Source organism: Methylobacterium oryzae (genome assembly GCF_036441375.1).
GTDB classification, from domain to species: domain Bacteria; phylum Pseudomonadota; class Alphaproteobacteria; order Rhizobiales; family Beijerinckiaceae; genus Methylobacterium; species Methylobacterium oryzae_A.
The window spans coordinates 17,856-39,428 of sequence record NZ_MLCA01000003.1; the positions used below are offsets into that span (position 1 = coordinate 17,856).

Sequence of the window (21,573 nt, forward strand, 5' to 3'; positions counted from 1 at the left end):
GCCGAGCGAGTCCCGGATCCGCGCCCTGAACGCGGGCACGGGCCGCTCTTGAACGCGCTCGCGGCGATGAGCGACCGGGTGCCGAGCGCCACTTCCGTCGGCTCGAGCGCATCGACGGCCGAAGCTGAATCGCCATGCCCGTGCAGGTCCGGTCGTCGCCGTCCTCACGCGTGGTCGGCGTGAAGAGGATGCGCTTCGCGCGGCCCGGGAACCGCTCCGCTCTCGACGGACAACGCACACGCTTCCGAAACCGGCGACGGGCCGGCATCGCGCCGCGCGGCGTCGCCCGGAGAACCGCGGCCCTTGTCGCGCCATCCAAACGCGCAACCTATCAATCAAGCCAAACAAGATATTGGACCACCGGACGGCCGTGCGTCTATCTCGCGTCGGAACGAGGGATCACGCCATGTTCGACCTCGACCAGGACTATCCCCGCGACATGGTCGGATACGGTCGGCATCGACCGGACCCGGCCTGGCCCGGGGGGAAGCGCGTCGCCGTCCAGTGCGTCATCAACTACGAGGAGGGCGGCGAGAACTGCATCCTCCACGGCGACGCGGCATCCGAGGCCTTCCTCTCCGAGATCGTCGGGGCCCTGCCCTGGCCGGGGAAGCGCCACGCCAACATGGAGTCGATCTACGAGTACGGCGCCCGCGCCGGCTTCTGGCGCCTCTGGCGCGCGTTCACGCGGCGCAACCTCCCGGTCACGGTCTTCGGCGTCGCCTCCGCGATGCAGCGCAACCCCGAGGCCGTCGCCGCCATGGTCGAGTCCGGCTGGGAGATCGCCAGCCACGGCCTCCGCTGGATCGACTATCGCGACCACAGCCCGGAGGCCGAGCGCGCCGACATCGACGCGGCCGTCGCGATCCAGGCGGCGCTGACGGGCAGCAGGCCTCTCGGCCTGTACCAGGGACGGACCTCCGAGAACACGCTGGCCATCGGCGCCGCCGAGGGCGGGTTCCTGTACCTCGCCGATTCCTACGCCGACGACCTGCCCTACTGGCTGCGGATCGGGGGGCGCCAGCAACTCGTCGTCCCGTACACCCTCGACGCCAACGACATGCGGTTCGCCACCGCCCAGGGCTTCAACAACGGCGACCAGTTCTTCGGCTACCTCAAGGACACGTTCGATGTCCTGTACCGCGAGGGCGAGGCGGGATCGGGCGGCATCATGTCGGTGGGGCTTCACTGCCGCCTGGTCGGGCGTCCGGGGCGGATGGCCGCGCTGGAGCGGTTCCTCGATTACGTGGGCGATCATCCCGACGCCTGGGTGACCACCCGGCTGGACATCGCCCGTCACTGGATCGCCGCCCACCCGCCGCGCGGCGGCTACCGTCCGACCCGCATGGGCCGGGCCCTGTTCGGCGAGGTCTTCGGCCCGGTCTGCGCCGGGCTGTCCGGCGCGTCGCCCGCAGCGGGCGCGGCGATGGCGGATCGGGTCCACGCGGGCGGCCTCCCCGCCGAGGCGGACGACCCGTCCGGCCTGGCCCGGCTCCTCGCGGAAGCCGCTTGCGTCCCGGACGCCGCGCCCGCCGCTCGGAGCCGGCTCGAAGCGATCATCGGGGGATAGGGACGACGCCGCGGACGGGACACGGAATTCCAAACTCGGCCGAAGTCTGTATTCGAGCAGCGTTTTCACGATGAGGAGACGGAGAGTCGCAGGTTTTGCTTGACCGGCCGCGAGAGGCCGTCAGGGTCACGGAAAAAGCCCGGCAACAGGGCTGCGCCAGTCTGGGAGAAACGCCATGTACGCACAGGTCGAGGCCGCCGGCACCAGCACGGCCGTGTCGGACGAGCGGGACGCCGTCCTCATCAAGCCGAGCTACGATCCGGATCTCGTGAACGAGGATCTGGCCCCGCTGCGCGAGCAGACCTGGGGCACCTACAACATCTTCGCCTTCTGGATGTCGGACGTGCACAGCGTCGGCGGATACGTGACCGCCGGCTCCCTGTTCTCGCTGGGCCTCGTGAGCTGGCAGGTGCTGATCGCCCTGCTGGTCGGCATCGTGATCGTCCAGGTCTTCTGCAACCTCGTCGCCAAGCCGAGCCAGCAGACCGGCACGCCGTATCCGGTGATCTGCCGCGCCTCCTTCGGCGTCAGGGGTGCCAACATCCCGGCGATCATCCGCGGGCTGATCGCGGTCGCGTGGTACGGCATCCAGACCTATCTCGCCTCGGCGGCGCTGACGGTGGTGGCGCTGCGCTTCCTGCCCGAACTCGCCGTCTACGCCGACCTCAAGCAGTACGGCTTCGTCGGCCTGTCGGGCCTGGGCTGGGCCGCCTTCATGACGCTCTGGGTCCTGCAGGCGCTGGTCTTCTGGCGCGGGATGGACGCGATCCGCGTGTTCATCGACTGGGCGGGGCCGGCGGTCTACGTCGTGATGATCGCGCTCGCGGCGTACCTCGTCGCCAAGGCCGGGATCGGCGAGATCGGGCTGACCCTGGGCACCGTGAGGTACACCGGCTGGGACGCCCTGCCGGTGATGATCAACGCCGTCGCCCTCGTGGTCTCCTACTTCTCCGGGCCGATGCTGAACTTCGGCGACTTCTCGCGCTACGGCGCGAGTTTCGAGGCGGTGAGGAAGGGCAATTTCTGGGGCCTTCCGGTGAACTTCCTCGGCTTCTCGCTCCTGACGGTCGTCACCGCCTCGGCGACGGTGCCGGTCTTCGGCCACCTGATCACCGATCCGGTGGAGACGGTGAGCCGCATCGACAGCACCTTCGCGGTCGTGCTCGGCGCCTTCACCTTCATGACGGCGACCATCGGGATCAACATCGTCGCGAACTTCGTCTCGCCCGCGTTCGACTTCTCGAACGTGTCGCCGCGGCGGATCTCGTGGCGGATGGGCGGGATGATCGCGGCCGTGGGCTCGATCTTCATCACGCCCTGGAACCTCTACAACAATCCCGCCGTGATCCACTACACGCTCGACGTCCTCGGCGCCTTCATCGGCCCGCTGTTCGGGATCCTGATCGCCGATTTCTACTTCGTGAAGAAGCAGAAGGTGGTCCTCGACGACCTCTACACGATGAGCCCCGCCGGGACGTACTGGTACAATGGCGGCTACAACCGCGCCGCGGTGACCGCCATGATCCCCTCGGCCCTCATCCCCGTGCTCTGCGTGATCCTGCCGGGCCTGGAGGGCGTGGCGAACTTCACGTGGTTCATCGGCTGCGCCCTCGGCTTCGTGCTCTACAGCGCCCTCATGCGCCGCCGCCCCGCGGGCGCGGTCCGTCCGGCCTGAACCGGGGTGACCGGGCCCAGCCCTGGTCCGGGGCCCCGCGCCGACGGGCCTCCCCCGACATTCCCGCTTCCGGCCGGCCTCGTGCCGGCCCGTCTCCGGCCATCCGGCCGGCTCCCGCCACGCGAGGGCGCCATGCGGATCCTGCTGCTCAATCCGAACACCAGCACGTCTGTGACCGACCTCCTGGCCGCGCAGGTCGGGACGATGGCGGGCGCGCCGGCGACCTTCGTCCCGATCACGGCGCGGTTCGGCGCCGCCTACATCGCCAGCCGGGCGGCCCTGGCCATCGCCGGCCACGCGGCCCTCGACGCCTTCGCGGAGCACGGCCAAGGCTGCGACGCGGTCTTCCTCGCCTGCTTCGGCGATCCCGGCCTGCTGGCCCTGCGGGAGGTCTCGCCGGTCCCGGTCGTGGGGATGCTCGAAGCGTCGTGCCGCGAGGCCCGGCGGGCCGCCGCGCGCTACGCCATCGTGACCGGCGGGGCCCTGTGGAAGCCGATGCTCCGCGAGATCGTCGCGGGCCTCGGCGTCGGTGACGGCCTCGTGGGCATCCGGACGATCGCGCGCACCGGCGGCGAGATCGCGAAGGACCCGGACGCCGCGCTGTGCGACCTCGCGGCCGCCTGCCGGGCCTGCGCCGAGGAGGATCGCGCCGAGGCGGTGATCCTCGGCGGCGCCGCCCTGGTCGGCCTCGCCGCCCGCGTGCAGCCGCACGTGCCGGTCCCGGTCCTCTGCTCGGTCACGTCGGGGGTGACGGCGGTCCTGGCCGCCGCCTCCGCGCCCTACCGGCGGCCGCCCGCCGTCAGCGCGGACAATGTCGGTCTCGGCCCCGCGCTCGGAGCGCTGCTCGCGCCGCGCCAAGCTATAGATTGAGACGGGACGGGCGGCCGCCGGTGCGAGACTGGCAGCCGTCCTGCATCGCTCAGAGTCCAACGCCGCATCCCGGATGGGGCAAGCCATGTGGGGCAAGCCATGTGGGGCCAGCCATGACGATCCAGGCGCACCACGCGACCGACGTGCCGGCCATCGCGGCGACCGCGCGTCTGGACGACACCTACCGGCGGATCACGTGGCGGCTGCTGCCGTTCCTGATGGTCCTCTGGATCCTGTCCTGGATTGATCGGGTGAATATCGGCTTCGCCAAGCTGCAGATGCTGGCCGAGCTCCGGTTCAGCGAGACCGTCTACGGCATCGGCGCCGGGATCTTCTTCATCGGCTACTTCCTCTGCGAGGTGCCGAGCAACCTTCTGCTGGAGCATATCGGCGCCCGCAAGACGATCGCGCGGATCACCCTGCTGTGGGGGATCTGCTGCGTGGCGATGATGTTCGTGACCACGCCGGCGTTCTTCTACGTCCTCCGCTTCCTGCTCGGCGTCTTCGAGGCTGGATTCTATCCCGGCGTCATCCTGTTCCTGACCTACTGGTATCCGAGCGAGCGCCGGGCCAAGGTGTTCGGGCTGTTCATGTCGGCCTCGGCGCTGGCGGGCGTCATAGGGGGGCCGCTCGCGGGCGCGATCATGTCGGGGATGCACGGCGTCAACGGCTGGTCCGGCTGGCAGTGGGTGTTCCTGCTCGAGGGCATCCCGTCGATCCTGGCCGGGCTCGTCACGCTGCTCTACCTGACCGACCGGCCCGCCAAGGCCGGCTGGCTGACGCCGGAGCAGAAGGCGCTGGTCGAGGCCGACCTCGCGCGCGACACCGCGGCCCTCGGCCACCGCGAGCACCGGGTCCTCGCCTCGCTGAAGGACGCGCGCGTCTGGCAATGCATCGCGATCTTCTTCTGCATCGTCACGGCGAACTCGGCCCTGACCTTCTTCGGACCGAGCGTGGTGCGCGATGCCGGCTTCACCGACCCGCTCACGGTCGGCTGGATCATGTCGGCGGCCTATCTCTGCGGCGGCGCCGGGATGATCCTCAACGGCCGCCACTCGGACCGGACCGGCGAGGCGCGGCTGCATTGCGGTGTCCCGGCCTTCGTCGGGGCGCTGGCCATCGCGCTCACGGGTGTCTTCATCGTGGGCGCCCCGATCCTCGCGCTGATCATGCTCGGGGTGGCGATCGTCGGCACCATGAGCGCGATCCCGGTCTTCTGGCAGATCCCCGGCCGCTTCCTCGCCGGGTCGGCGGCCGCCGCCGGCATCGCGCTGATCAACTCGGTGGCCAACCTCGCGGGATTCGGGGCGCCGGCGGCGATGGGCTACCTGCGCGAGCATACCGGCTCGGTCGCGACCGGCCTGTGGCTGGTCGCCGCCGTCGAGGCCGCGGCGCTCGTCCTGATCCTGGCCTTCGTTCCGCCGGCGACGCCGGAGATGGGGCGCCGCGCCCGGGCTCGCGCGGCGCACGAGCCGGCGTGAACCGAAGCAAGAGAGGGAGGCCGTCTTGGAATACGAATCCGACCGACACGCTCTGACGCGGCGCGGCCTCGTCGCGACCGGACTCGGCGCCGCGGCCGCGGTCTCCGCGGGCCCGGCGCGGGCGCAGGGCACGCCCGCTTCGACGGCGGCTCCGGCCAATGCTCCGGCCGGTTCCCCGACCAAGCCCGGCACGCTGAGCACCGCGCCCGTCTCGCAGGCGGGCCTCTCGCCGCGGCTGACCCTGCACGCCATCGACAATTTCCACGGCACGCCCGGCGCCGGGATGGTCTGCAACCTCGCGATGCATGACGGCACCGGCTACCGGCCGATCCGGACGGTCACCACCGCGCCGAACGGCCGGACCGCCGAGCCGCTCCTGGTCGACGAGGCCTTCAAGGCGGGCCGCTACGAGCTGGTGATGCATGTCGAGGAATATTTCGCGGCCCTCGGCGTGAAGCTCCCGACCCCGAACTTCCTCGGCCTCGTGCCGATCCGCTTCCGGATCCGCGACGCGAGCCAGCGCTACCACCTGCCGGTGCTGTTCACGCCCTGGGGCTATTCCTACTACCGCGGCAGCTGACCCGTCCGATCCCCGACGCGACAAGGAGACCCGGCATGGCGGGCATCACCACACACGTCCTCGACACCGACCGCGGCCGCCCCGTCGCGGGGGTCCGGATCGACTTCTCCGTCCTCGAGAACGGCCAGTGGCGGCTCGTGAAGAGCGTCGTCACCAACGCCGACGGCCGGACCGACGCGCCGATCCTCCCGGCCGACAAGGCCGAGACCGGCCAGTATCAGCTGGAATTCTTCGTCGACGCGTATTTTCAGGGCCGCGCCGGTACCGCGGAGGCCGACATCTTCATCGACAACCCGGTCGTGCGGTTCGCCGTCTCCGACGCCAAGCAGCATTACCACGTGCCGATGCTGTGCGCCCCGTCGAGCTTCACCACCTATCGCGGAAGCTGAGCGGCATGATCGACCTCGACCGCCTGAACGCCCTCGATCGCGACGCCTTCGTGGCGCATCTCGGCGGCGTCTTCGAGCACGCGCCCTGGGTCGCCCGGGCCGCCCACGGCGCGGCGCCGTTCGCCAGCCTCGCCGATCTCCACGGGGCGATGATGGCGGCCGTGCGCGCGGCGCCGCCGGAGGTGCGCCTGGCCTTCCTCAACGGCCATCCGGAACTCGCTGGCCCGGAGGCCCGGGCCCGGGCGATGACCGCCGATTCCGCGCAGGAGCAGGGCAGCGCCGGCCTCGACCGGCTGACGGACGCGGACGCCGCGGCGTTCGACCGGCTGAACGCCGCCTACCGGCGCCGGTTCGGCTTCCCGTTCATCGTCGCCGTGCGCGGCCGGGACCTGCGCGAGATCCGCGTGCTGTTCGAGGAACGCCTCGCGCGCGCGGTCGCGGACGAGGAGGCGACGGCCCTGGAGGAGATCGGCGCGATCACCCGGATGCGGCTCGACCGGCTGGTGCGGCCGGCCTAGGGCGGCGCTCCGCGGCGATTTCGATCTTGGCCGGCCCGCCGGGCGCGTCCATTCTGGGCCCGGTCGGGGCCGCCGTGCCGATCCGAGGGCTGCATGAAGCGACTGGACGTGGCCGTAATCGGCGGCTCGATTGCCGGACTGACCACGGCGTGCCTGCTCGCGCGGAGCGGCCACGCCGTCACGGTGTTCGAGCGGTCGGCGGCCGCGCTCACGGGCCGCGGTGCGGGGATCGTCACGCATCCCGGCCTCCGGGCGGTGCTGGCGCGCTGCGGCAGCCCGGCCGCCGCGGCGGATCTAGGTGTGACGGTCGAGGGCCGCAGGGTCCTCGACCGGGACGGGGCCGTGATCGCGGAACGGAGCCTGCCGCAGGTGCTCGCGAGCTGGGGCCGGCTCTACGGCCTGCTCCTGGACGCCCTCCCCGCCGACGGCGTCCGCTTCGGCGCGGCGCTCGCCGCGGTCGAGCCCGACGGCGAGCGCGTCGTCGCGTGTTTCGAGGACGGCTGCCGGATCACCGCGGATCTCCTCGTCGGCGCCGACGGGCAGTTCTCGACGGTGCGGGCCCAGTTCCTGAGCGCCGTCGCGCCGCGCTACGCCGGCTACGTGGCGTGGCGCGCCGTCGTGGACCAGGCGGCCCTCTCGCCGGCGACACGGGAGGCGATCGGCGGGCACTTCGCGTTCTGCCTGCCCCCCGGCGAGCAGATCCTCGGCTATCCCGTTCCCGGGCGCGCGGACGGGGCCGCGGCCGCGCGGGACTTCAACGCGGTCTGGTACAGGCCGACCGAGGAGACCGCGCTCGCCGCGCTGCTGACCGATACCGGCGGCATCCGCCACGCCCTCTCCATCCCGCCGGGCCGGATCAAGGCCGAGGTGCTGGCGGCGATGCGCTCCGACGCGGAGCGGATCCTCGCGCCGCCCTTCGCCGAGGTCATGCTGCGCGCCCAGCAGCCGTTCCTGCAGGCGATCCTGGACATCGAGACGCCGACCATGATCCCGGCGCGCGGCGTCGCCCTGATCGGCGACGCCGCCTTCGTGGCCCGGCCCCACGTCGGGATGGGCGTGACCAAGGCCATGGAGGACGCCGCCGCCCTCGCGGACGCACTGGACGCGGCCGGCGGCGACGTCGACGCGGCGCTCACGTCCTTCGACGCGCGCCGACGCGCCTACGGCGGGGCGATCGTGGCGCGGGGACGCGATCTCGGCGCGTACCTGCAGGCGCAGCANCTCGCCTTCCTCGCGCGGCTGCGCGCCGAGTTGGTGCGCCTTGCAACTGGTAAACCGAACGAAACGAGTCCGGACGCCGTCGTCGAGGCCGCCTGAAGCGACGTGCGCCCCGACAATTGTCCGAGCACATGTTGCCGCTCTCCGTCCCAGAGATCAGGCACCTGCTCGCCCGTCTCGTTCTTGCCATCGCACCGGTGCGCGCCTTGCTATTGGCTTGGTCTGTCTGGCGACGACGGCATCAGACAGCCGCCAGGGCTGCTCACGTTCGATCCCGGCGAAAAATGCAACTGTAGTATTAGGCTGCGGATCAGTCTGGAATGCTGCGGCAAATAACTAGAGAGGCGAGGGCCTGCCCATCGCGTGCGACCGATTGACTGATTTGGGCGCACTCAACGCAACAATCGAAGCAATATTAGCGCAACGGAGCTTAACCATAAGGCCGCCCCAGGACAGCCGGCCCACGGCTGCGCAGACAAGGGGACGAACGATGGCCACCAAGATGATAACCCAGGGCATGACCGTGACCGACCACATCGTGGCTTGGGCGATGATGTCGGGCTTGGCCCTCGCCCTTCTCCAGGTCGCGCAGACTGCGGCGCTGCCCGCTCACTTCGTGTGAACCGGCCAGATCGACCCGAAGCGGCGATGATGAGGGGGAAGCGATGACGAGGGTCTGGGATCGGCGACGCGTCGGCGGCACGGTACTGCGCGGCCTGCTGACGGTGATGTTCTTGACAGCGGCCGGCATGAAGTTCGCCGCCGTGCCGTTCGAGGTCGCGGGCTTCGCCCGCTTCGGCTACCCGCTGTGGTTCATGTACGTGGTCGGCGCTCTGCAGCTGCTCGGTGCGGTGCTGCTCTGGACCCGCGGGTGCGTCGCCCTCGGCGCGGGCCTGCTCGCGCTGCTCATGGCCGGTGCGGTCGGCAGCCACCTGCTCGCCGGCGATCCGGTTCTGATGCCGCTCCCCGCCTTCGTGCTCCTGATCCTGCTTGGTGGCATCGCCTACGCCCGTCGGGCTGAGCTCCTGCTGTCGAGCACCGACAAAGAGATGCAGCGGGCCTGAAAGGCCGCACGGCGCCTGAGAATGAGACAGGGCGTGCGGGAGTAGGATGGCGAGGCGCTCGGCCGCCTTCATGGCCGGGGCGAACAGCTCCCAGCGATCAAACGGCGGGATCAATAGGCGGGCTCCAGAACCGAGCGGCTACCCACACCACACGAGCGCGGATTTCTCCCACACCCACGCGCGCAGGTTCGCCAATGCGCGGTCGTTGACCGTGCGCCAGAAGTCGGATCCGTCGCGCGGGCCGCGCTCGCGGGGGCTCGTCGACGCCCGCTCGCTGGTGCTCTGCCGCGGTGCCTCTTGGGCTTGGGCCTCTGCGCGCTCAGGCGGCTGACCGGGTGGCGCCGCGCACGACACTTGGCAACGACATCGTCGGCACCGTCGCGGGCGCGATCGGCGGCCCTGCCGGGTGGCTGGCTGCGCAGGGCGGTCGGCTAGCGCGGTTCGGCATCAATGCCGCCGGACAGGCCGCGGACATCGCTCGAAACCGTCAGCTCGCAGATGCCGTCACCCTGATCCAGGGCGACCGGCTGAACATGCTGTTGAACGCCATCGAGACGCGCGGGGCGATGCAGCAGCGGGCGGCGGCTCTCGGGAACACCGCAGGGCGCGGCGTGCAGGCAGCGCTCCTGTCTCAGTCAGAGGGCGTGCGGCCCTACTTCCCGGCCGCCCTGTCGGCCTTCTCGCGGTAGAGGAGCACGCCGGCCGTGATCCAGAGCGCCACGAAGAACGCCCAGAACCCGCCTTGACCGAGATGGTCGACCATCCCTCCCTGGATGGAGGGAGCGGCCGCATTTGCTGCCCACCCGAGCGCCGACATCACGACGGCGAACAGGATGAGGGTGGTCAGGATCTCGGCCGTGCGGCGCATGCCGGAGAATGTGGCCTCGCCCCTCCGTTCTGTCGATAGGCGCAGGAGCGACCTTCAGGGGCCGTCTGCCGATCCGCAGCTAGGCCGCGCTGCACACCCTCGAACGCCGTCAGCAGGCCGGATTTCGCAACTATGGGACACTTCGGATGAGCGACGGTGGATACAGCGGCCTGCCGTCTCTCGCGGGCGGCGACCTCGGACTAAGCCCCTCCATTCAGGACTGGCTTCTGCAGCAGGCTCAGGCGCAGCAGCTCGCGCAGTCTCAGGCCCAAGCACAGCCTCAGATGCAGAGCCAGGACGTGCCTCAGGCCACGCCCCCTGGCTTCACGGGGTATGCGCCACAGGGGCCTCCGACGGGCGCCCCTACGGCAGTCGTGCCACCGGAAGCGCAGGGCTTCGCCTCCGCGGCCATGAACGCACTGGGGCCCTCGAGCGCGCAGGCGGCAACCCCGGATCAGAGCGACATCCGCAGCCGGTTCATCTCGACGCTGCAGCAGGGCGGTCTAACGAACCCGAACAGCCTCGGCGCCGTCGCAGCCTATACGCAGCATGAGAGCCGCTACAGCCCCTCGAACATCACGGGCTCATGGTCGGATCCAAGCGAGAGCGGACAGTCCGGCAGGTCGGGCAGCAACCTGTCGTGGCGTGCTAACCGCCTGGCCAATATGCGGGCGTTCACTCCGGGGCGCCGCCGACCCGGTAGTGGCACAGGCCAACTTCCTGCTGCAGGAGAACCCGCAGCTCACGCGGGCCCTGCAGAACGCCCAGAGCCCGCAGGAGGCCAACCGCCTGATGGCGGACGCGTGGAAGTTCGCGGGCTACAACCGCCCTGGCGGTGAGAACGCTCCCCGGCTGGCGACGACGCAGGCTTATGCGAACAGCTTCGGTGACGGTGGTGGGGGAGCCTTCCCGGCGCTGGCGGCCTCTCGTGAAGGCTCGATGGGGTCGACCGCGCAGCGCGGCGGCTTCGGATTGAACGGCATCGTCGGCCAGGGCGCGGCCATGCCGGGGCAGACGTCGCCTATGCCGAGCGTGGCCTCGCTGTCCGCCCAGCCGACGGCGCTCGCACCCGATCCGGCTGGGTTCTCGTCAGACCCTGCCGCCCAGCCCCAGCAGCCGAGCAACCAGTACGCCCAGATCGGCAACGCTCTGAAAGCCGCGGCAGCAGGCCAGCAGAAGCAGGGGCAGAAGGGCGGCATGATGCAGCTCGCCCAGCCGGGGCGGCCAAGCCCCATTGGGTTGCAGCAGGCCAAAGCCATGTTCGACCCGGGCAGGTTCTACCGGGTGCTGCGCGATGCGGGGTTGCGCGGCGTCTGAGCCGTTGCCGCCGGGATCCGAGCGTCAGATGAGCTGCGCAAAGCGCCTCGGATGGACCGAACCCTTACCTCTGTCGCCCGATCAGGCCTCGCATTCTCAGGCTGTTGAGGTAGGCTCGCTGAAGAGGACACCAGAACGCGGCACCGCTCTCGCGGAGCGCCGCTGCGTCTTCAGTCTCGGCGACATTCATCGCCTTCAGCAGCCGGTCCTGGCCGAAGCGGTCGAGCGACTGCGAGAAAAGCGTGGTTCCGATCTCCTGCAGTTGAGCTTGATCGACAGCGTAGAACGGCGCGCAGTTCCGGCCGATGAGGGTCACACGGACGATCATCCGTGCGGCTTGATCGAGGCGAACAGCATCTTGAGATAGCACAGCTTCAGGCGCCTTGGTCGGTCCAGCGACCACATCGCAGCTCGCGAGCGCGAACATGGCTAGCGCGTAGCGCGCGACAGAGTGGCGACCGAGCGCGAGAGATCGAGCGTGCGCAGCCAAGCTCTTTCGCGGGGCCAGCGTCTTCCGTCGCTCGTGGGTTCGGCCGCGCTGCTCAGGCATACGCTCAAGATGGCGAGTGACGGGATAGGTGTCGAGGCGTCCAGCCTATTGGAGGCGATCTCGACCCTACCCGCCATCCCGTGTCTGTTGCAGCCGCGCTGGCGGACCTCAGGCTCCGCGACGCTGGGCCTTCAACTGCTGCAGAGCTTGCTGGCTCGCACGTTCGAACTGCGCTTCCGTCATTTCACTGGCATCGACATGGCGCGCCAGCTGCTTGCGATACGCCAACGCTTCCTCTTCCCGAGGGCTCAGGGGGACGCTTGCTCGCGCGGCTGCCTGGGTACGTTCGGCCCATTCCATGCAGCTGATGCGGTGCGCGTCGCGCTCAGCCTTGAGCCGAGCCACTTCCTCCCGGAGAGCTGCCGAACCCCTCGGTTCTATGGCGGCTTGCTGTGGTCCTGAGGCGCCCGTCTGGCAGGCACCAAGCCCAATCGCGATCATAAAGATCTCGGCGGCATGACGGTTCATGGCTATAACCCTCGTTTCGCACGAGCTAAACCAGTCTGAGCCAGCTGAACGAGAGCGGATTAGCCACAGTCGAGTATCTAGTTCAGATTATCATTTGATAGCCACAGAGCGCTGCAACGCGTCGCTGACGATCGCGATTGCTGGACCCCGGATCCGTTGCTACAGCCCGTCCGATGTTCGAAAAACTCGACTTCCTCCTCGAACGCCTGAAGGCGCACCAGCGCACGCTCATCTTTGCGATGGCCGAGCACGATGGGATGCCGTCTGGAAACCTGCTTCGTCAGGTCGCTGAATTGGAGAACGTGATCGCCGCGGTTGAGGCCATCGTCGCTGAGGAGGCGGACCGAGACCGAAGCACCTCGGCAGCGGGGGTGAGGCGTGAGAGCCAAGCGGAGTGAAACGGATCCGCTGGCTACGGCCTCACTCCTAAAGGAGCAGTATGGCCCAAAGCCAATCATTCCGTTGGATGTGGTCTGCCGAGATTTCTGCAGCCACGTGACGCCTGAAAAGCTCCTGCGGAAGGTCTCGGCCGGTGAGATCGCGCTGCCGGTCGTGCGGATCGAAGCAAGTTCGAAGTGCGCGAAGGGTGTCGGTTTACGGGATCTCGCTGCCTACCTCGACCGGTAGATGGAGGCAGCCCGCAAATACTGCCGCCAGCTTTGCGGATCTTAGATTGAGCTGTAGCCGTCGGGCGTGCGCTTGACGCATCATCGACTGAAGTACGCGTCCACGACATGCAGTGCGCGGCGATCACATATTTGTCACATCAGATCATCTAAATAGATTAGGTCCGCCAGGAATGCTGACCTATCACAGTGACGTCGAGATTTTATTGATTTGATTGGTTGTCTATATTTTATTTTTGTGCGCATCCTCTGGCTTCAGCTCCGGGGCGCATCTCTCGCGTTTCCGTCTGTCCCGAAACCACTGATCTGGGAGAACCAGGATGCGGAAGCTTGGGCTATTCACGGCCGCTTTTGCTCTGGCAACGGGGGCATTCTGGGTCACTATGCTCACAAGCCCGCCGAAGCTGGAGGCGGCTGTCCAGACGCGGATAGACACCCGAGAACTCACGCTGAAGGCCCATCTTGAGGATGGACAGCCCTCCGATGCCTTCTGAATTCGGACTCTTCGAGGTCGATGCAGAAGTGAGAGGACCATCATGGGGCTAGCCAGCCCGTACCTTTGACAGAGGCGGCTGCCTTCACTTTCGGATGCGCAGTGTTACGGGAGCGCTGGCTAGATCCGGAGCGGGTCGGCTTAGTGCTCGTGGGTGCGACCGCTCTCCTACTCGCAGGGTTGCTGCTTGTCCTTACGCCGGAGGACGTCTGCATCGACGTGAACGCCCTTGATCCTTCCGCGGCCTGGCCTTCTTTGTGAGTGGAGGTAACCAGAGTCAGCTTCAGCGAGAGGTTTCGCAGACAAAAGGCAATGATTGTCGAGCCTTACTCTCGCGGCTACAGCCCGCCCGATGTCCGGAGAGCTCGACGCCCTCCTTGAACGCCTGAAGGCGCAGCAGCGCACCCTGATCCTAGCTATGGCCGAGCATGACGGCACAGAGCGCGATACGTCAGGCCGCCGATCTGGAGAACGTCATAGCCGCGGTTGAGGCGGTGGCAGTTAGGCGCATATTTTTCAGAACTGATAGGTCGCTGTTCGTTTTACATCTTCTCGGTGCGCGCAGCAGCGCAACAAGCAATTCCAGGTTGATATCTAGATCTAAACAAGCGCTCTAAACGACAAAACACCTAATCACCGCAGATTTAATAGGTATTTAACCCGGACACAGGTAGGGACACAGCTAGATTGTCTAGGGCAAATTGGCCCCCGACAGTTCTCTTACTTCGACTACGCGATCCTTTGTCGCGGCCGGCAGGTACCTGGACATTAAGTGGGTGCGACGTGTCGGTTCGCCACGATGAGATCGGCCTCCCGCCATGAGAGCCGTTGGATGTCTTACCGTATCGCTTGGCCTAGCGTATCTTTGCCGGCTCGTCTGAGCCTCGTCGGAGCCGGTCTACTCAGCCTCGCCTCCATCTGTACGGTTGGTCTGATCCTCCGCGAGATCGAAGCCGACATGACTCAGCACGCGTCCACCGTGCTGGAGAGCAACATGCGCCTGCTGCGTCAAACCCTGGTCGACGAGGGCGGCTCAGAGCGCTTCAGCCTCGTAGACGGGCATCTGCAGATCGGATCTCACCGCATCAGCCAGGACGATCCTGCCGTCGACCGTGTTCAAGCCATCATTGGCGGCACCGCGACCGTCTTCCTCGGCGATACACGCATCGCCACCAACATCACCAAGCCAGATGGGGCACGCGCCGTCGGTACACGGTTGGCTACGGGCCCGGTCTACGACGCCGTGCTTAAGCAGGGGCGCCCGTTTAGAGGCAAGGCTGAGATCCTCGGGGTTCCGTATTTCACTGCCTACGATCCGATCGCCGCGGCTGACGGAAGCACGATCGGCGTCCTCTACACGGGGGTCAAACAATCAGATTATCTCGCTGTCGTCAGTCGGGTACGGACAGAAGCAGCCCTGATTGGAGTGCTGCTGGCTTCTGGCTGTAGCGTCGCGTTCTGGTTCCTCGTGCGCCGGAGCCTCAAGCCGCTGAAGCGCCTTGGAAGCATCATGCGGCATCTAGCATCCGGCAATGTGGCGGTTGAGGTGTCGGAGACGGCGCGCCACGACGAGATCGGCGCAATGGCGGGCGCCGTTCAAGTGTTCAAAGACAACCTGATCCAAACCCGTCAGCTCGAAGCCGAGACCGCCGAGGCGCGCCTCGCCGCCGAGGAGCAGCGCCGGATCGGCATGCGCCAGCTGGCCGACAGCTTCGAGGCCGCGGTCGGGGGCATCGTCGGACAGGTCTCCGCCTCCGCGACGGAACTGCAGGCCACCGCCGGCTCCATGTCGGCCATGGCGGGCCAGACCTCGGCGCAGTCGGGGGCGGTCGCGGCCGCCGCCGAGGAGGCCGCGTCGAACGTCAGCACCGTCGCGGCGGCGGCCGAGGAGCTCGGCGCCTCGGTCCAGGAGATCGGCCGTCAGGTTCAGGGCTCGGCCGAACTGGCCCGCTCGGCCGCCGGCGAGGCCGACGAGACCGGCGCCCTGGTGCAGGAACTCAGCAGCGCCGTCGCCAAGATCGGCGACGTGGTGGGCCTGATCTCCTCGATCGCCGGTCAGACCAACCTTCTGGCGCTTAACGCCACGATCGAGGCCGCCCGCGCGGGTGCGGCGGGACGGGGCTTCGCGGTGGTCGCCTCCGAGGTGAAGGCACTGGCGGAGCAGACCGCCCGNGTCAGACCAACCTTCTGGCGCTTAACGCCACGATCGAGGCCGCCCGCGCGGGTGCGGCGGGACGGGGCTTCGCGGTGGTCGCCTCCGAGGTGAAGGCACTGGCGGAGCAGACCGCCCGGGCGACCGGAGAGATCTCGACCCAGATCGGTCGGATCCAGGGCGTGACCGGGCAGGCGGTCTCAGCGATCGGGACGATCACGGGCCGCATCCGCGAGATCAACAGCGTCGCCACCTCGATCGCGGCCGCCGTCGAGGAACAGGGTGCGGCGACGCAGGAGATCGTCCGCAACGTCACCCAGGCCGCGCAGGGCACCGGCGAGGTGACGAGCAACATCGCCGGCGTGGCCGGCGCTGCCGAAGAGACCGGGGCGGCGGCGAGCCAGGTTCTGGGCGCCGCCTCGGAGCTGTCGCGCCAGTCCGAGCACCTGTCCGCCGAGGTCAGACGCTTCCTTGCCACCGTACGGGCGGCGTGACCTGCGTTCGGTTAGACCCAACGACAACGGCGCAGCAACCCGTGAGGTCACTGCGCCGCTGGATCGGGCCGCCGAGGGGGCGATAGCGGCCTTGAAGAAGGGTTACGCTCGACGCCGCCTCCGCGAGGTGCGCCTGAGCACATCCGAAAGGATGTGGCTCGGTAGCGACAGGGATCGGCCATCACTTGTGGCCAGCGCGAAGTGCCCCCGATCCGTCAAGTTTCAGGAGCCAGCGTGGTGACCTCTCTCCCGATCCGGCTTTGCCATGTTCGCCAGCCCTCACGCCTTCGTTCTGCACCATCGCGAGCCCCTTGCCGTGCTTCTCTCGTCGGCCCTGTTCCTGGCAGGCGCGCTACCGCTGTTGTTGGCCATCAGCTGACCGTTCACGCCTACCAAAATGCCGAGGCGTCCCTGCTTAGCGCGGCTTCGCCTGCCCAGTTGGCGACCATCCGTGGGCTTGAATGGCCTTAGTCAGCTTGCCCTGCATCTCGGGCATCACGGACTGCATCCATTGCTGCATGCCTGCGAGCTGTATCTGAGCAAGTTGCGGCTGGGCTGCGGCGAGGCGCTTCCCGGCGGGCGTTGCGTAGAAGGCCGCGATGGCCTGCAACTCGTCCTTGTTCAGTACGGTGGCGAAACCGCGCGCCTGGATGTCGAGCAACTCGTCGTAGTGCGCCGTCAGCGTCGGCATGACGACTTCCTGCACAAGCGCTTGCGCCTTGTCGGGCTCCTTGATCCCGATCTGCTGCATCATGCCGACCATGGGGGCCGCCATTGAGCCGAGCGTTGCGGTGCGGTCGCCCTGCATCTGCGCGACGGTCTCCCGGGCAGCTTTCAGCAGCGTCGGATCCGGCGCCGTCGTGGGCGCAGGCGCCGGTTGTGCCAGTGCCGCTCCGAGCGACACGGAGGCCAGGCACAAACCGACGACAAGTGCAGAGACGCGCATGGAGACCTCGTTCATGAGGGCCGCGCGATCCAGAAGGCCGCGCGGCCGGTCCGGATTGCTATCACAGCTTTGAACAGGATCGATGACAGCCCAGGATCGCCTGGCGACTGGGCGGCTCTCAGACCTGTCCAGGCTGGCAGCCGTAGGGCGGTACGGCGCGGGGGAAGCGCTCTCTGATGCGCTGGCAACCCCACGAGCGGAGCGGCTCCGGCAGGCGGCGGTTCACCTCGATCCCGACCTCGTCGTAGGGCGTGTCGCCGGCTGTGACGTAGTTGTACCAACGCCAGCCGATCGTACCTGCGCCAGCCAAGGCGATGACCAAAGCGACAGTCACGGCTAACGCTACCCGCGATTGCGGTTGTCGCGCCTCCCTCCCCATCTCAGATGCCCCCCCCAAGACGTTGACTTGGCGGTGCGCCCCAAGCCGGCACAGACCGTTACGGTTGTATCCATCCTAGTCGGCGCTGGCGCGATCCCGTTGTTCAGGGCGGGAGGCTTACCCTTCAGCGCACCGAGAATCCACTTCGGACACCCATTAGGGCACTGGGGATCCAACTCGCGACAAAGATCATGGTGCCGTCATGGAGAGACGTAGCTGGCTCGTCCCCGGGCCGGGTCCCCAAAACAAGAAACACCCCAGGAGCTTGCGCTCCCAGGGTGCTGCCGACCTCGCGGCCAGTTTGATCGGGCTGGGGATGCGAAGGTCAGCCGATCGGCTGCTCTTCGGCGACGGAAGGCGATGAGGAGGACCAACTACCCCTCGCCCGCCGCCGCAGCTCCCGGCACAGAGCCGGGAGCAGCTCGACCGGATCTTAATACGAGCCGAACTTGTAGTTCAGGCCGGCGCGGACGACGGCGAACTCATCGTCGCGGCGACCGATGGCGCTGTAGGCGACTGGGACGAGGTTGGCGGCGTTGACCACCAGGGCGCCCTGGTTGCGGGTGCCGCGCTCCAGGTTCACGTACAGGCCTTCGACCTTGAGCGTCACGGCCGAGGAACGGAAGAAGTTCAGGAACGAGTCGGTGGGCAGGGCGTACTCGACACCGCCGCCGACGGCGTAGCCGGTGCGGAAGCTGTCGTTGCCGGCGTAACCGCCGAACGAGCGGTCGGCGCTGCCCGAGCCGTAGGCGAAGCCGCCGGTGCCGTACACGAGGGTGCGGTCGAAGGCGTAGCCGAGGCGGCCGCGCACGGTTCCGAAGTAGTCGAGACTGGAGAGGCCGCGCGGGTCGGTGACGTAGTAGCCGGGGGCGACGGCGCCGGAGACGAAGGCGTTGTTCCGGCTGCGGCCGAAGTCGAGGTACTGGGCGTCGGCCTCGAAGCCGATCACGACACCCGAACCCGGGGTGATCTGCCAGTTGTAGCCGATCTGCGCACCGCCGGAGAAGCCGTCCTGGCTGCGGTTACGGAAGGAGGCGACGGTGCCCGGAGTGGCGTAGGGGAAGGGCACCGAGAAGGTGTTGTTGGTGCGGCTGCTGGCGTCGAAGGCGTAGCCGGCGTTGATACCGAAGTAGGCGCCGGTCCAGGTGAACACCGGGACAGGGGTGAAGATCGGCGGCGGGGCGGCGCGACGCGGTAGGTCGGCGGCCGAAGCGGCAGCGGTGAGGGCCGTGAAGGCGGCCAGCGAGGCCAGGAGTTTGGTCATAACGGAAGGTCCAAATTTCGATCTGGAGGTATGACTACCGGTCCGTGATAGAAAAGGCTGTAGTTTTACGGACACACCATTCGGCGACGGGGTGGGGCGGCTTAGTAAATCGACTATGAACGCACCAGAAATCGGAAAAACACATCGCCTGACACTCAGCCGGCCGCCACAACATCTCAGAAGCGTTTTGGTTTCAGTCCGCCGCCACGTCGCCTGACAGCTGTGGCCGAATGGCTACAGGATGGGGTAGGCGGTTCGCTGCAGAGTAGGACCCCCACTGGGTTTTCAGCCCCGCCATGCCGATCCGGCCCGAGCACCGTTTCTTCTATCCCATTGATTGCAGCTTTCGGCCGCGATCCGGTTCAGGCGGGCGAAAGGCTGCTGCAAGGGCTGCGGGCGGCCGCACGAGCGGATGGTCCACCACCTTGGAGACGGGCGTTGGTGGGATGCGGATGCCGGCTGCTGGCGCGACGGGTGGGGCAGGCGGATCCGGATCGCTGCGGAAGCTGACATCCTCGGCCGTGCCCGTCGAACCCGGGTTGTGCTCGCCGCTGCCCACCGGGACCACAACACCTCAAACAACGCGGACGGCAACCTCGCGGCCTTCTGTCAGCGGTGCCACATGATCCACGACCGGCCCGAGCATCAGCGACGGCGTTGGCGCACACTGTTCCGGCGTAAGGCGCTGGGCGACCTGTTCGGCGGCCCATACGTGTCATGGGAGACACGAACTGGGTCTTCAACCACCAGCCAGCATCAAGGCCTGAGCCACGGACGCTACAGCCTTCCATCCATCCCGTGCGGCATAGGCTGCAGTACGGGCGACGCGGTTGCGCAGCCGCCGAGCCCGCCAGACCGCACCGCTTTCGACAGCGAGGCTGCGAGCGTAGTGGCTGAGGCGTAGGCTTTCCGCGTCGCAGGCCTTCTTGATTGGATCGCCGTAGAAGGTCGCGATCTTGTCCCGGCCCATGCCCGGCGTAGCGAGCCAAGCCGGCACGTGGATGCGGGTGAGCCGGTCGACATCGGTGAGGAGCTTGCCGACCCCGGTCCCGGGGATCGGGCAAGCCGTCTGGAAGGCGTCGCCGATCACTACCAATCCGTCGCGCTCCACTCCCTCCGTCCGGACGAGGTCGATAGGCCGAACCTCGAGGGGTCCGGCAACCTCGAGATCGGGGCAGGCGGCGGGAAGGCGGGGCATCATCGTCCGCAGGGTGGCCGCCGGATCCCGCCGCAGGTCCGCGACCCAGACTTCGCCGGGATCGCGGTAGCAGAACAGGTTGGCCCGCATGACGCTGCCGAGCGGGAACAGGGTCAGGTAGGCATCGCGACCACCGAACCGCTCGGAGAAGTAGGTGAGCGCCGGGAAGGAAAAGCTGTCTCGCGGCGCCGTCATGTCGAAGCCGATCGCGAGTGAATGTCGCGGGCTGAGAACGCGCCGGCTGAGGCCAGCCTTGGCATGCAGAGCCTGCCCCAGCCCGGTGGCGAGCACCACGAGACGTGCCTCAATCTGGCGCCCATCGCTCAGGGACAGCACTTGGCGTTCCGGACCAAGGTCGAGATCCGCGACCCGTCCAGGCCTCAGAAGCCCCTCGGGCAGAGCGTCCCGGACGGCGCGGACCAGCACAGGGTAGTGTGCGCCCCACTCGCAGGCAGCCTCTCGATAGGCGAGGTGGCCGTATCGAATGACCGCAACCTCCTCAGTGGCGGTGGTGTGGGCTACCAGCGCGGGGCCGAAGCCGAGGCCCTCGAACAACGCCATCTGGTCGGCCCCAAACTTCTCCGCACGGAAATCGCGACGCTCGCCGACGTGTCCGGCCTGAGCGTCGATCAGGGCGACTTGGATCCCACGGCGAGTTAGAGCCCCGGCAAGGCAGCTCCCGGCGAGGCCAGCCCCAACCACAACAATATCTAGGCGATTGGATTGTCTGCTCATCGGGATAGATCTGCTTGGTACCACGACCGTCGCAACGCGTCATGTGACCCAGTCGGGCCATGCTACAACCGGATTGTCCTTTTGCATCGGAGACCTGTTCGGCTGGCCCTGCGTGTAGAGAGATGCCACCCGCGCCCTGACCGCCGCGTCATGAGAGTAAACGAATGGTTCACCAACTTAGCGCAATTGCTCGGATCGCCTCGATCCTTCCGCGATGTGACGACGTTCTACCGGCACATCCACCGGAGATACGCAGCCATGCAGATCCTCAATCCGCTCACCGGACAGATGGTCGAGGTTCGTGTTCCCCGGCCGGGGCCGAGGACCGCCTGATCCTCCTGGTAATGCGAGCCCGCGCATAGCCATTCCTCCGGTCGCAAGTGTGCGACCGGGTACCAGCAGCCACGGCCCCGCGGCATAAGCCCCGCCCCGCCACGAACCCCAGCGAACCGATGACGCTGTCCGACCTCGACAAGCCTGCCGAACTCACCGTGTGGCCTGGGCATGCGCCGGCCCAAATCGCGGAGGCGCGTAGCTTCTCGACCCTGCGCGCAGCGCTGCCTGCAGCAGCCGAGGCGATCGACGCGGAGGATGCCAAGCCCTGGATCATCACCGAGGCCGGCGACATCCTGGCGCCTGGCTGGATCCGGGCCAACACCGGATCGTGTCACCTACAATAACTGACCTTGGCCGGCGCTCCGCGGTCTCCAGTCCCGCT

Annotated in this window: 21 protein-coding genes and 4 pseudogenes; 18 read left to right on the plus strand and 7 right to left on the minus strand. The window is 67.8% G+C overall.

The features are described from left to right. Positions 1–406: 406 nt before the first annotated feature. The 11 genes and pseudogenes from puuE to MOTC310_RS09610 form a co-directional block, all read left to right on the plus strand. Positions 407–1,486: pseudogene (gene puuE / locus MOTC310_RS09560) on the plus strand (allantoinase PuuE); the annotation flags it as partial. Between the two features lie 259 nt (positions 1,487–1,745). Continuing rightward, entirely contained in the window at positions 1,746–3,245 is a 1,500-nt protein-coding gene (locus MOTC310_RS09565) for an NCS1 family nucleobase:cation symporter-1 (RefSeq protein ID WP_331301604.1), read from the plus strand. Between the two features lie 132 nt (positions 3,246–3,377). After that, positions 3,378–4,115: an aspartate/glutamate racemase family protein gene (locus tag MOTC310_RS09570; protein ID WP_331301605.1), complete on the plus strand. Its 738-nt coding sequence runs from the start codon at positions 3,378–3,380 to the stop codon at positions 4,113–4,115. Between the two features lie 113 nt (positions 4,116–4,228). Further along, a complete protein-coding gene (locus MOTC310_RS09575) occupies positions 4,229–5,596 on the plus strand; it encodes an MFS transporter (RefSeq protein WP_331301606.1) in 1,368 nt (455 codons plus the stop codon). A gap of 25 nt (positions 5,597–5,621) precedes the next feature. Further along, on the plus strand, positions 5,622–6,176 hold the full coding sequence (uraH, locus tag MOTC310_RS09580; protein ID WP_331301607.1) for a hydroxyisourate hydrolase: 555 nt from the start codon (positions 5,622–5,624) through the stop codon (positions 6,174–6,176). A 35-nt stretch (positions 6,177–6,211) separates the two neighbouring features. Further along, on the plus strand, positions 6,212–6,565 hold the full coding sequence (gene uraH / locus MOTC310_RS09585) for a hydroxyisourate hydrolase (protein ID WP_331301608.1): 354 nt from the start codon (positions 6,212–6,214) through the stop codon (positions 6,563–6,565). A 5-nt stretch (positions 6,566–6,570) separates the two neighbouring features. Next, positions 6,571–7,083 carry a 2-oxo-4-hydroxy-4-carboxy-5-ureidoimidazoline decarboxylase gene (gene uraD, locus MOTC310_RS09590; protein WP_331301609.1) on the plus strand — a complete coding sequence of 171 codons (513 nt, stop codon included), beginning with the start codon at positions 6,571–6,573 and terminating at the stop codon, positions 7,081–7,083. Positions 7,084–7,176: 93 nt separating this feature from the next. After that, positions 7,177–8,400: an FAD-dependent oxidoreductase gene (locus MOTC310_RS09595; RefSeq protein WP_331301610.1), complete on the plus strand. Its 1,224-nt coding sequence runs from the start codon at positions 7,177–7,179 to the stop codon at positions 8,398–8,400. A 391-nt stretch (positions 8,401–8,791) separates the two neighbouring features. Continuing rightward, positions 8,792–8,923 carry a hypothetical protein gene (locus MOTC310_RS09600; protein WP_331291963.1) on the plus strand — a complete coding sequence of 44 codons (132 nt, stop codon included), beginning with the start codon at positions 8,792–8,794 and terminating at the stop codon, positions 8,921–8,923. Between the two features lie 43 nt (positions 8,924–8,966). After that, positions 8,967–9,365: a DoxX family protein gene (locus MOTC310_RS09605; protein WP_331301611.1), complete on the plus strand. Its 399-nt coding sequence runs from the start codon at positions 8,967–8,969 to the stop codon at positions 9,363–9,365. A 335-nt stretch (positions 9,366–9,700) separates the two neighbouring features. Then, positions 9,701–10,054, plus strand: coding sequence for a hypothetical protein (locus tag MOTC310_RS09610; RefSeq protein ID WP_331301612.1), 354 nt, complete (start codon positions 9,701–9,703; stop codon positions 10,052–10,054). Here MOTC310_RS09610 and MOTC310_RS09615 read toward each other — a convergent pair. Continuing rightward, on the minus strand, positions 10,018–10,233 hold the full coding sequence (locus MOTC310_RS09615; RefSeq protein ID WP_331301613.1) for a hypothetical protein: 216 nt from the start codon (positions 10,231–10,233) through the stop codon (positions 10,018–10,020). The two genes, MOTC310_RS09610 and MOTC310_RS09615, sit on opposite strands and share 37 nt — an antisense overlap. 702 nt (positions 10,234–10,935) lie before the next feature. On the opposite strand from MOTC310_RS09615, the gene MOTC310_RS09620 reads away from it, so the two are divergent. Beyond that, the gene (locus MOTC310_RS09620) at positions 10,936–11,550 is read left to right on the plus strand and encodes a hypothetical protein (RefSeq protein ID WP_331301614.1); all 615 of its coding nucleotides are present in this window, start codon (positions 10,936–10,938) and stop codon (positions 11,548–11,550) included. Positions 11,551–11,614: 64 nt separating this feature from the next. Here MOTC310_RS09620 and MOTC310_RS09625 read toward each other — a convergent pair whose 3' ends face one another. After that, positions 11,615–11,977 (minus strand): hypothetical protein, encoded by a 363-nt coding sequence (locus MOTC310_RS09625; protein ID WP_331301615.1) that lies wholly within the window; start codon positions 11,975–11,977, stop codon positions 11,615–11,617. Positions 11,978–12,208: 231 nt separating this feature from the next. Beyond that, a complete protein-coding gene (locus MOTC310_RS09630; protein WP_331301616.1) occupies positions 12,209–12,568 on the minus strand; it encodes a hypothetical protein in 360 nt (119 codons plus the stop codon). Between the two features lie 173 nt (positions 12,569–12,741). Between MOTC310_RS09630 and MOTC310_RS09635 the strand changes: the two genes are divergently transcribed. From MOTC310_RS09635 to MOTC310_RS09650, 4 genes and pseudogenes are all read left to right on the plus strand, one after another. Beyond that, a complete protein-coding gene (locus MOTC310_RS09635; RefSeq protein WP_331291970.1) occupies positions 12,742–12,966 on the plus strand; it encodes a hypothetical protein in 225 nt (74 codons plus the stop codon). Next, positions 12,947–13,195, plus strand: coding sequence for a pyocin activator PrtN family protein (locus tag MOTC310_RS09640; protein WP_419539146.1), 249 nt, complete (start codon positions 12,947–12,949; stop codon positions 13,193–13,195). The genes MOTC310_RS09635 and MOTC310_RS09640 overlap by 20 nt, the downstream gene beginning before the upstream one ends. Before the next feature lie 1,324 nt (positions 13,196–14,519). Next, positions 14,520–15,845, plus strand: a pseudogene (locus MOTC310_RS09645) (methyl-accepting chemotaxis protein); the annotation flags it as partial. Positions 15,846–15,862: 17 nt separating this feature from the next. Further along, positions 15,863–16,333, plus strand: a pseudogene (locus MOTC310_RS09650) (methyl-accepting chemotaxis protein); the annotation flags it as partial. A gap of 415 nt (positions 16,334–16,748) precedes the next feature. Here the strand turns inward: MOTC310_RS09650 and MOTC310_RS09655 are convergent. From MOTC310_RS09655 to MOTC310_RS09665, 3 genes are all read right to left on the minus strand, one after another. Continuing rightward, a complete protein-coding gene (locus MOTC310_RS09655) occupies positions 16,749–17,294 on the minus strand; it encodes a DUF2059 domain-containing protein (RefSeq protein ID WP_331291428.1) in 546 nt (181 codons plus the stop codon). A gap of 103 nt (positions 17,295–17,397) precedes the next feature. Then, on the minus strand, positions 17,398–17,589 hold the full coding sequence (locus MOTC310_RS09660) for a hypothetical protein (RefSeq protein ID WP_331291427.1): 192 nt from the start codon (positions 17,587–17,589) through the stop codon (positions 17,398–17,400). 502 nt (positions 17,590–18,091) lie between these two features. Further along, complete coding sequence (locus tag MOTC310_RS09665; RefSeq protein WP_331301618.1) at positions 18,092–18,922, minus strand: outer membrane protein; 831 nt, start codon at positions 18,920–18,922, stop codon at positions 18,092–18,094. A gap of 296 nt (positions 18,923–19,218) precedes the next feature. Between MOTC310_RS09665 and MOTC310_RS09670 the strand changes: the two are divergent. Continuing rightward, a pseudogene (locus MOTC310_RS09670) lies at positions 19,219–19,634 on the plus strand (hypothetical protein); the annotation flags it as partial. 27 nt (positions 19,635–19,661) lie between these two features. Here the strand turns inward: MOTC310_RS09670 and MOTC310_RS09675 are convergent. After that, a complete protein-coding gene (locus tag MOTC310_RS09675; protein WP_331291425.1) occupies positions 19,662–20,855 on the minus strand; it encodes an FAD-dependent oxidoreductase in 1,194 nt (397 codons plus the stop codon). 452 nt (positions 20,856–21,307) lie between these two features. Between MOTC310_RS09675 and MOTC310_RS09680 the strand changes: the two genes are divergently transcribed. Beyond that, positions 21,308–21,535 carry a hypothetical protein gene (locus tag MOTC310_RS09680; RefSeq protein ID WP_331291424.1) on the plus strand — a complete coding sequence of 76 codons (228 nt, stop codon included), beginning with the start codon at positions 21,308–21,310 and terminating at the stop codon, positions 21,533–21,535. Positions 21,536–21,573: the final 38 nt, after the last annotated feature.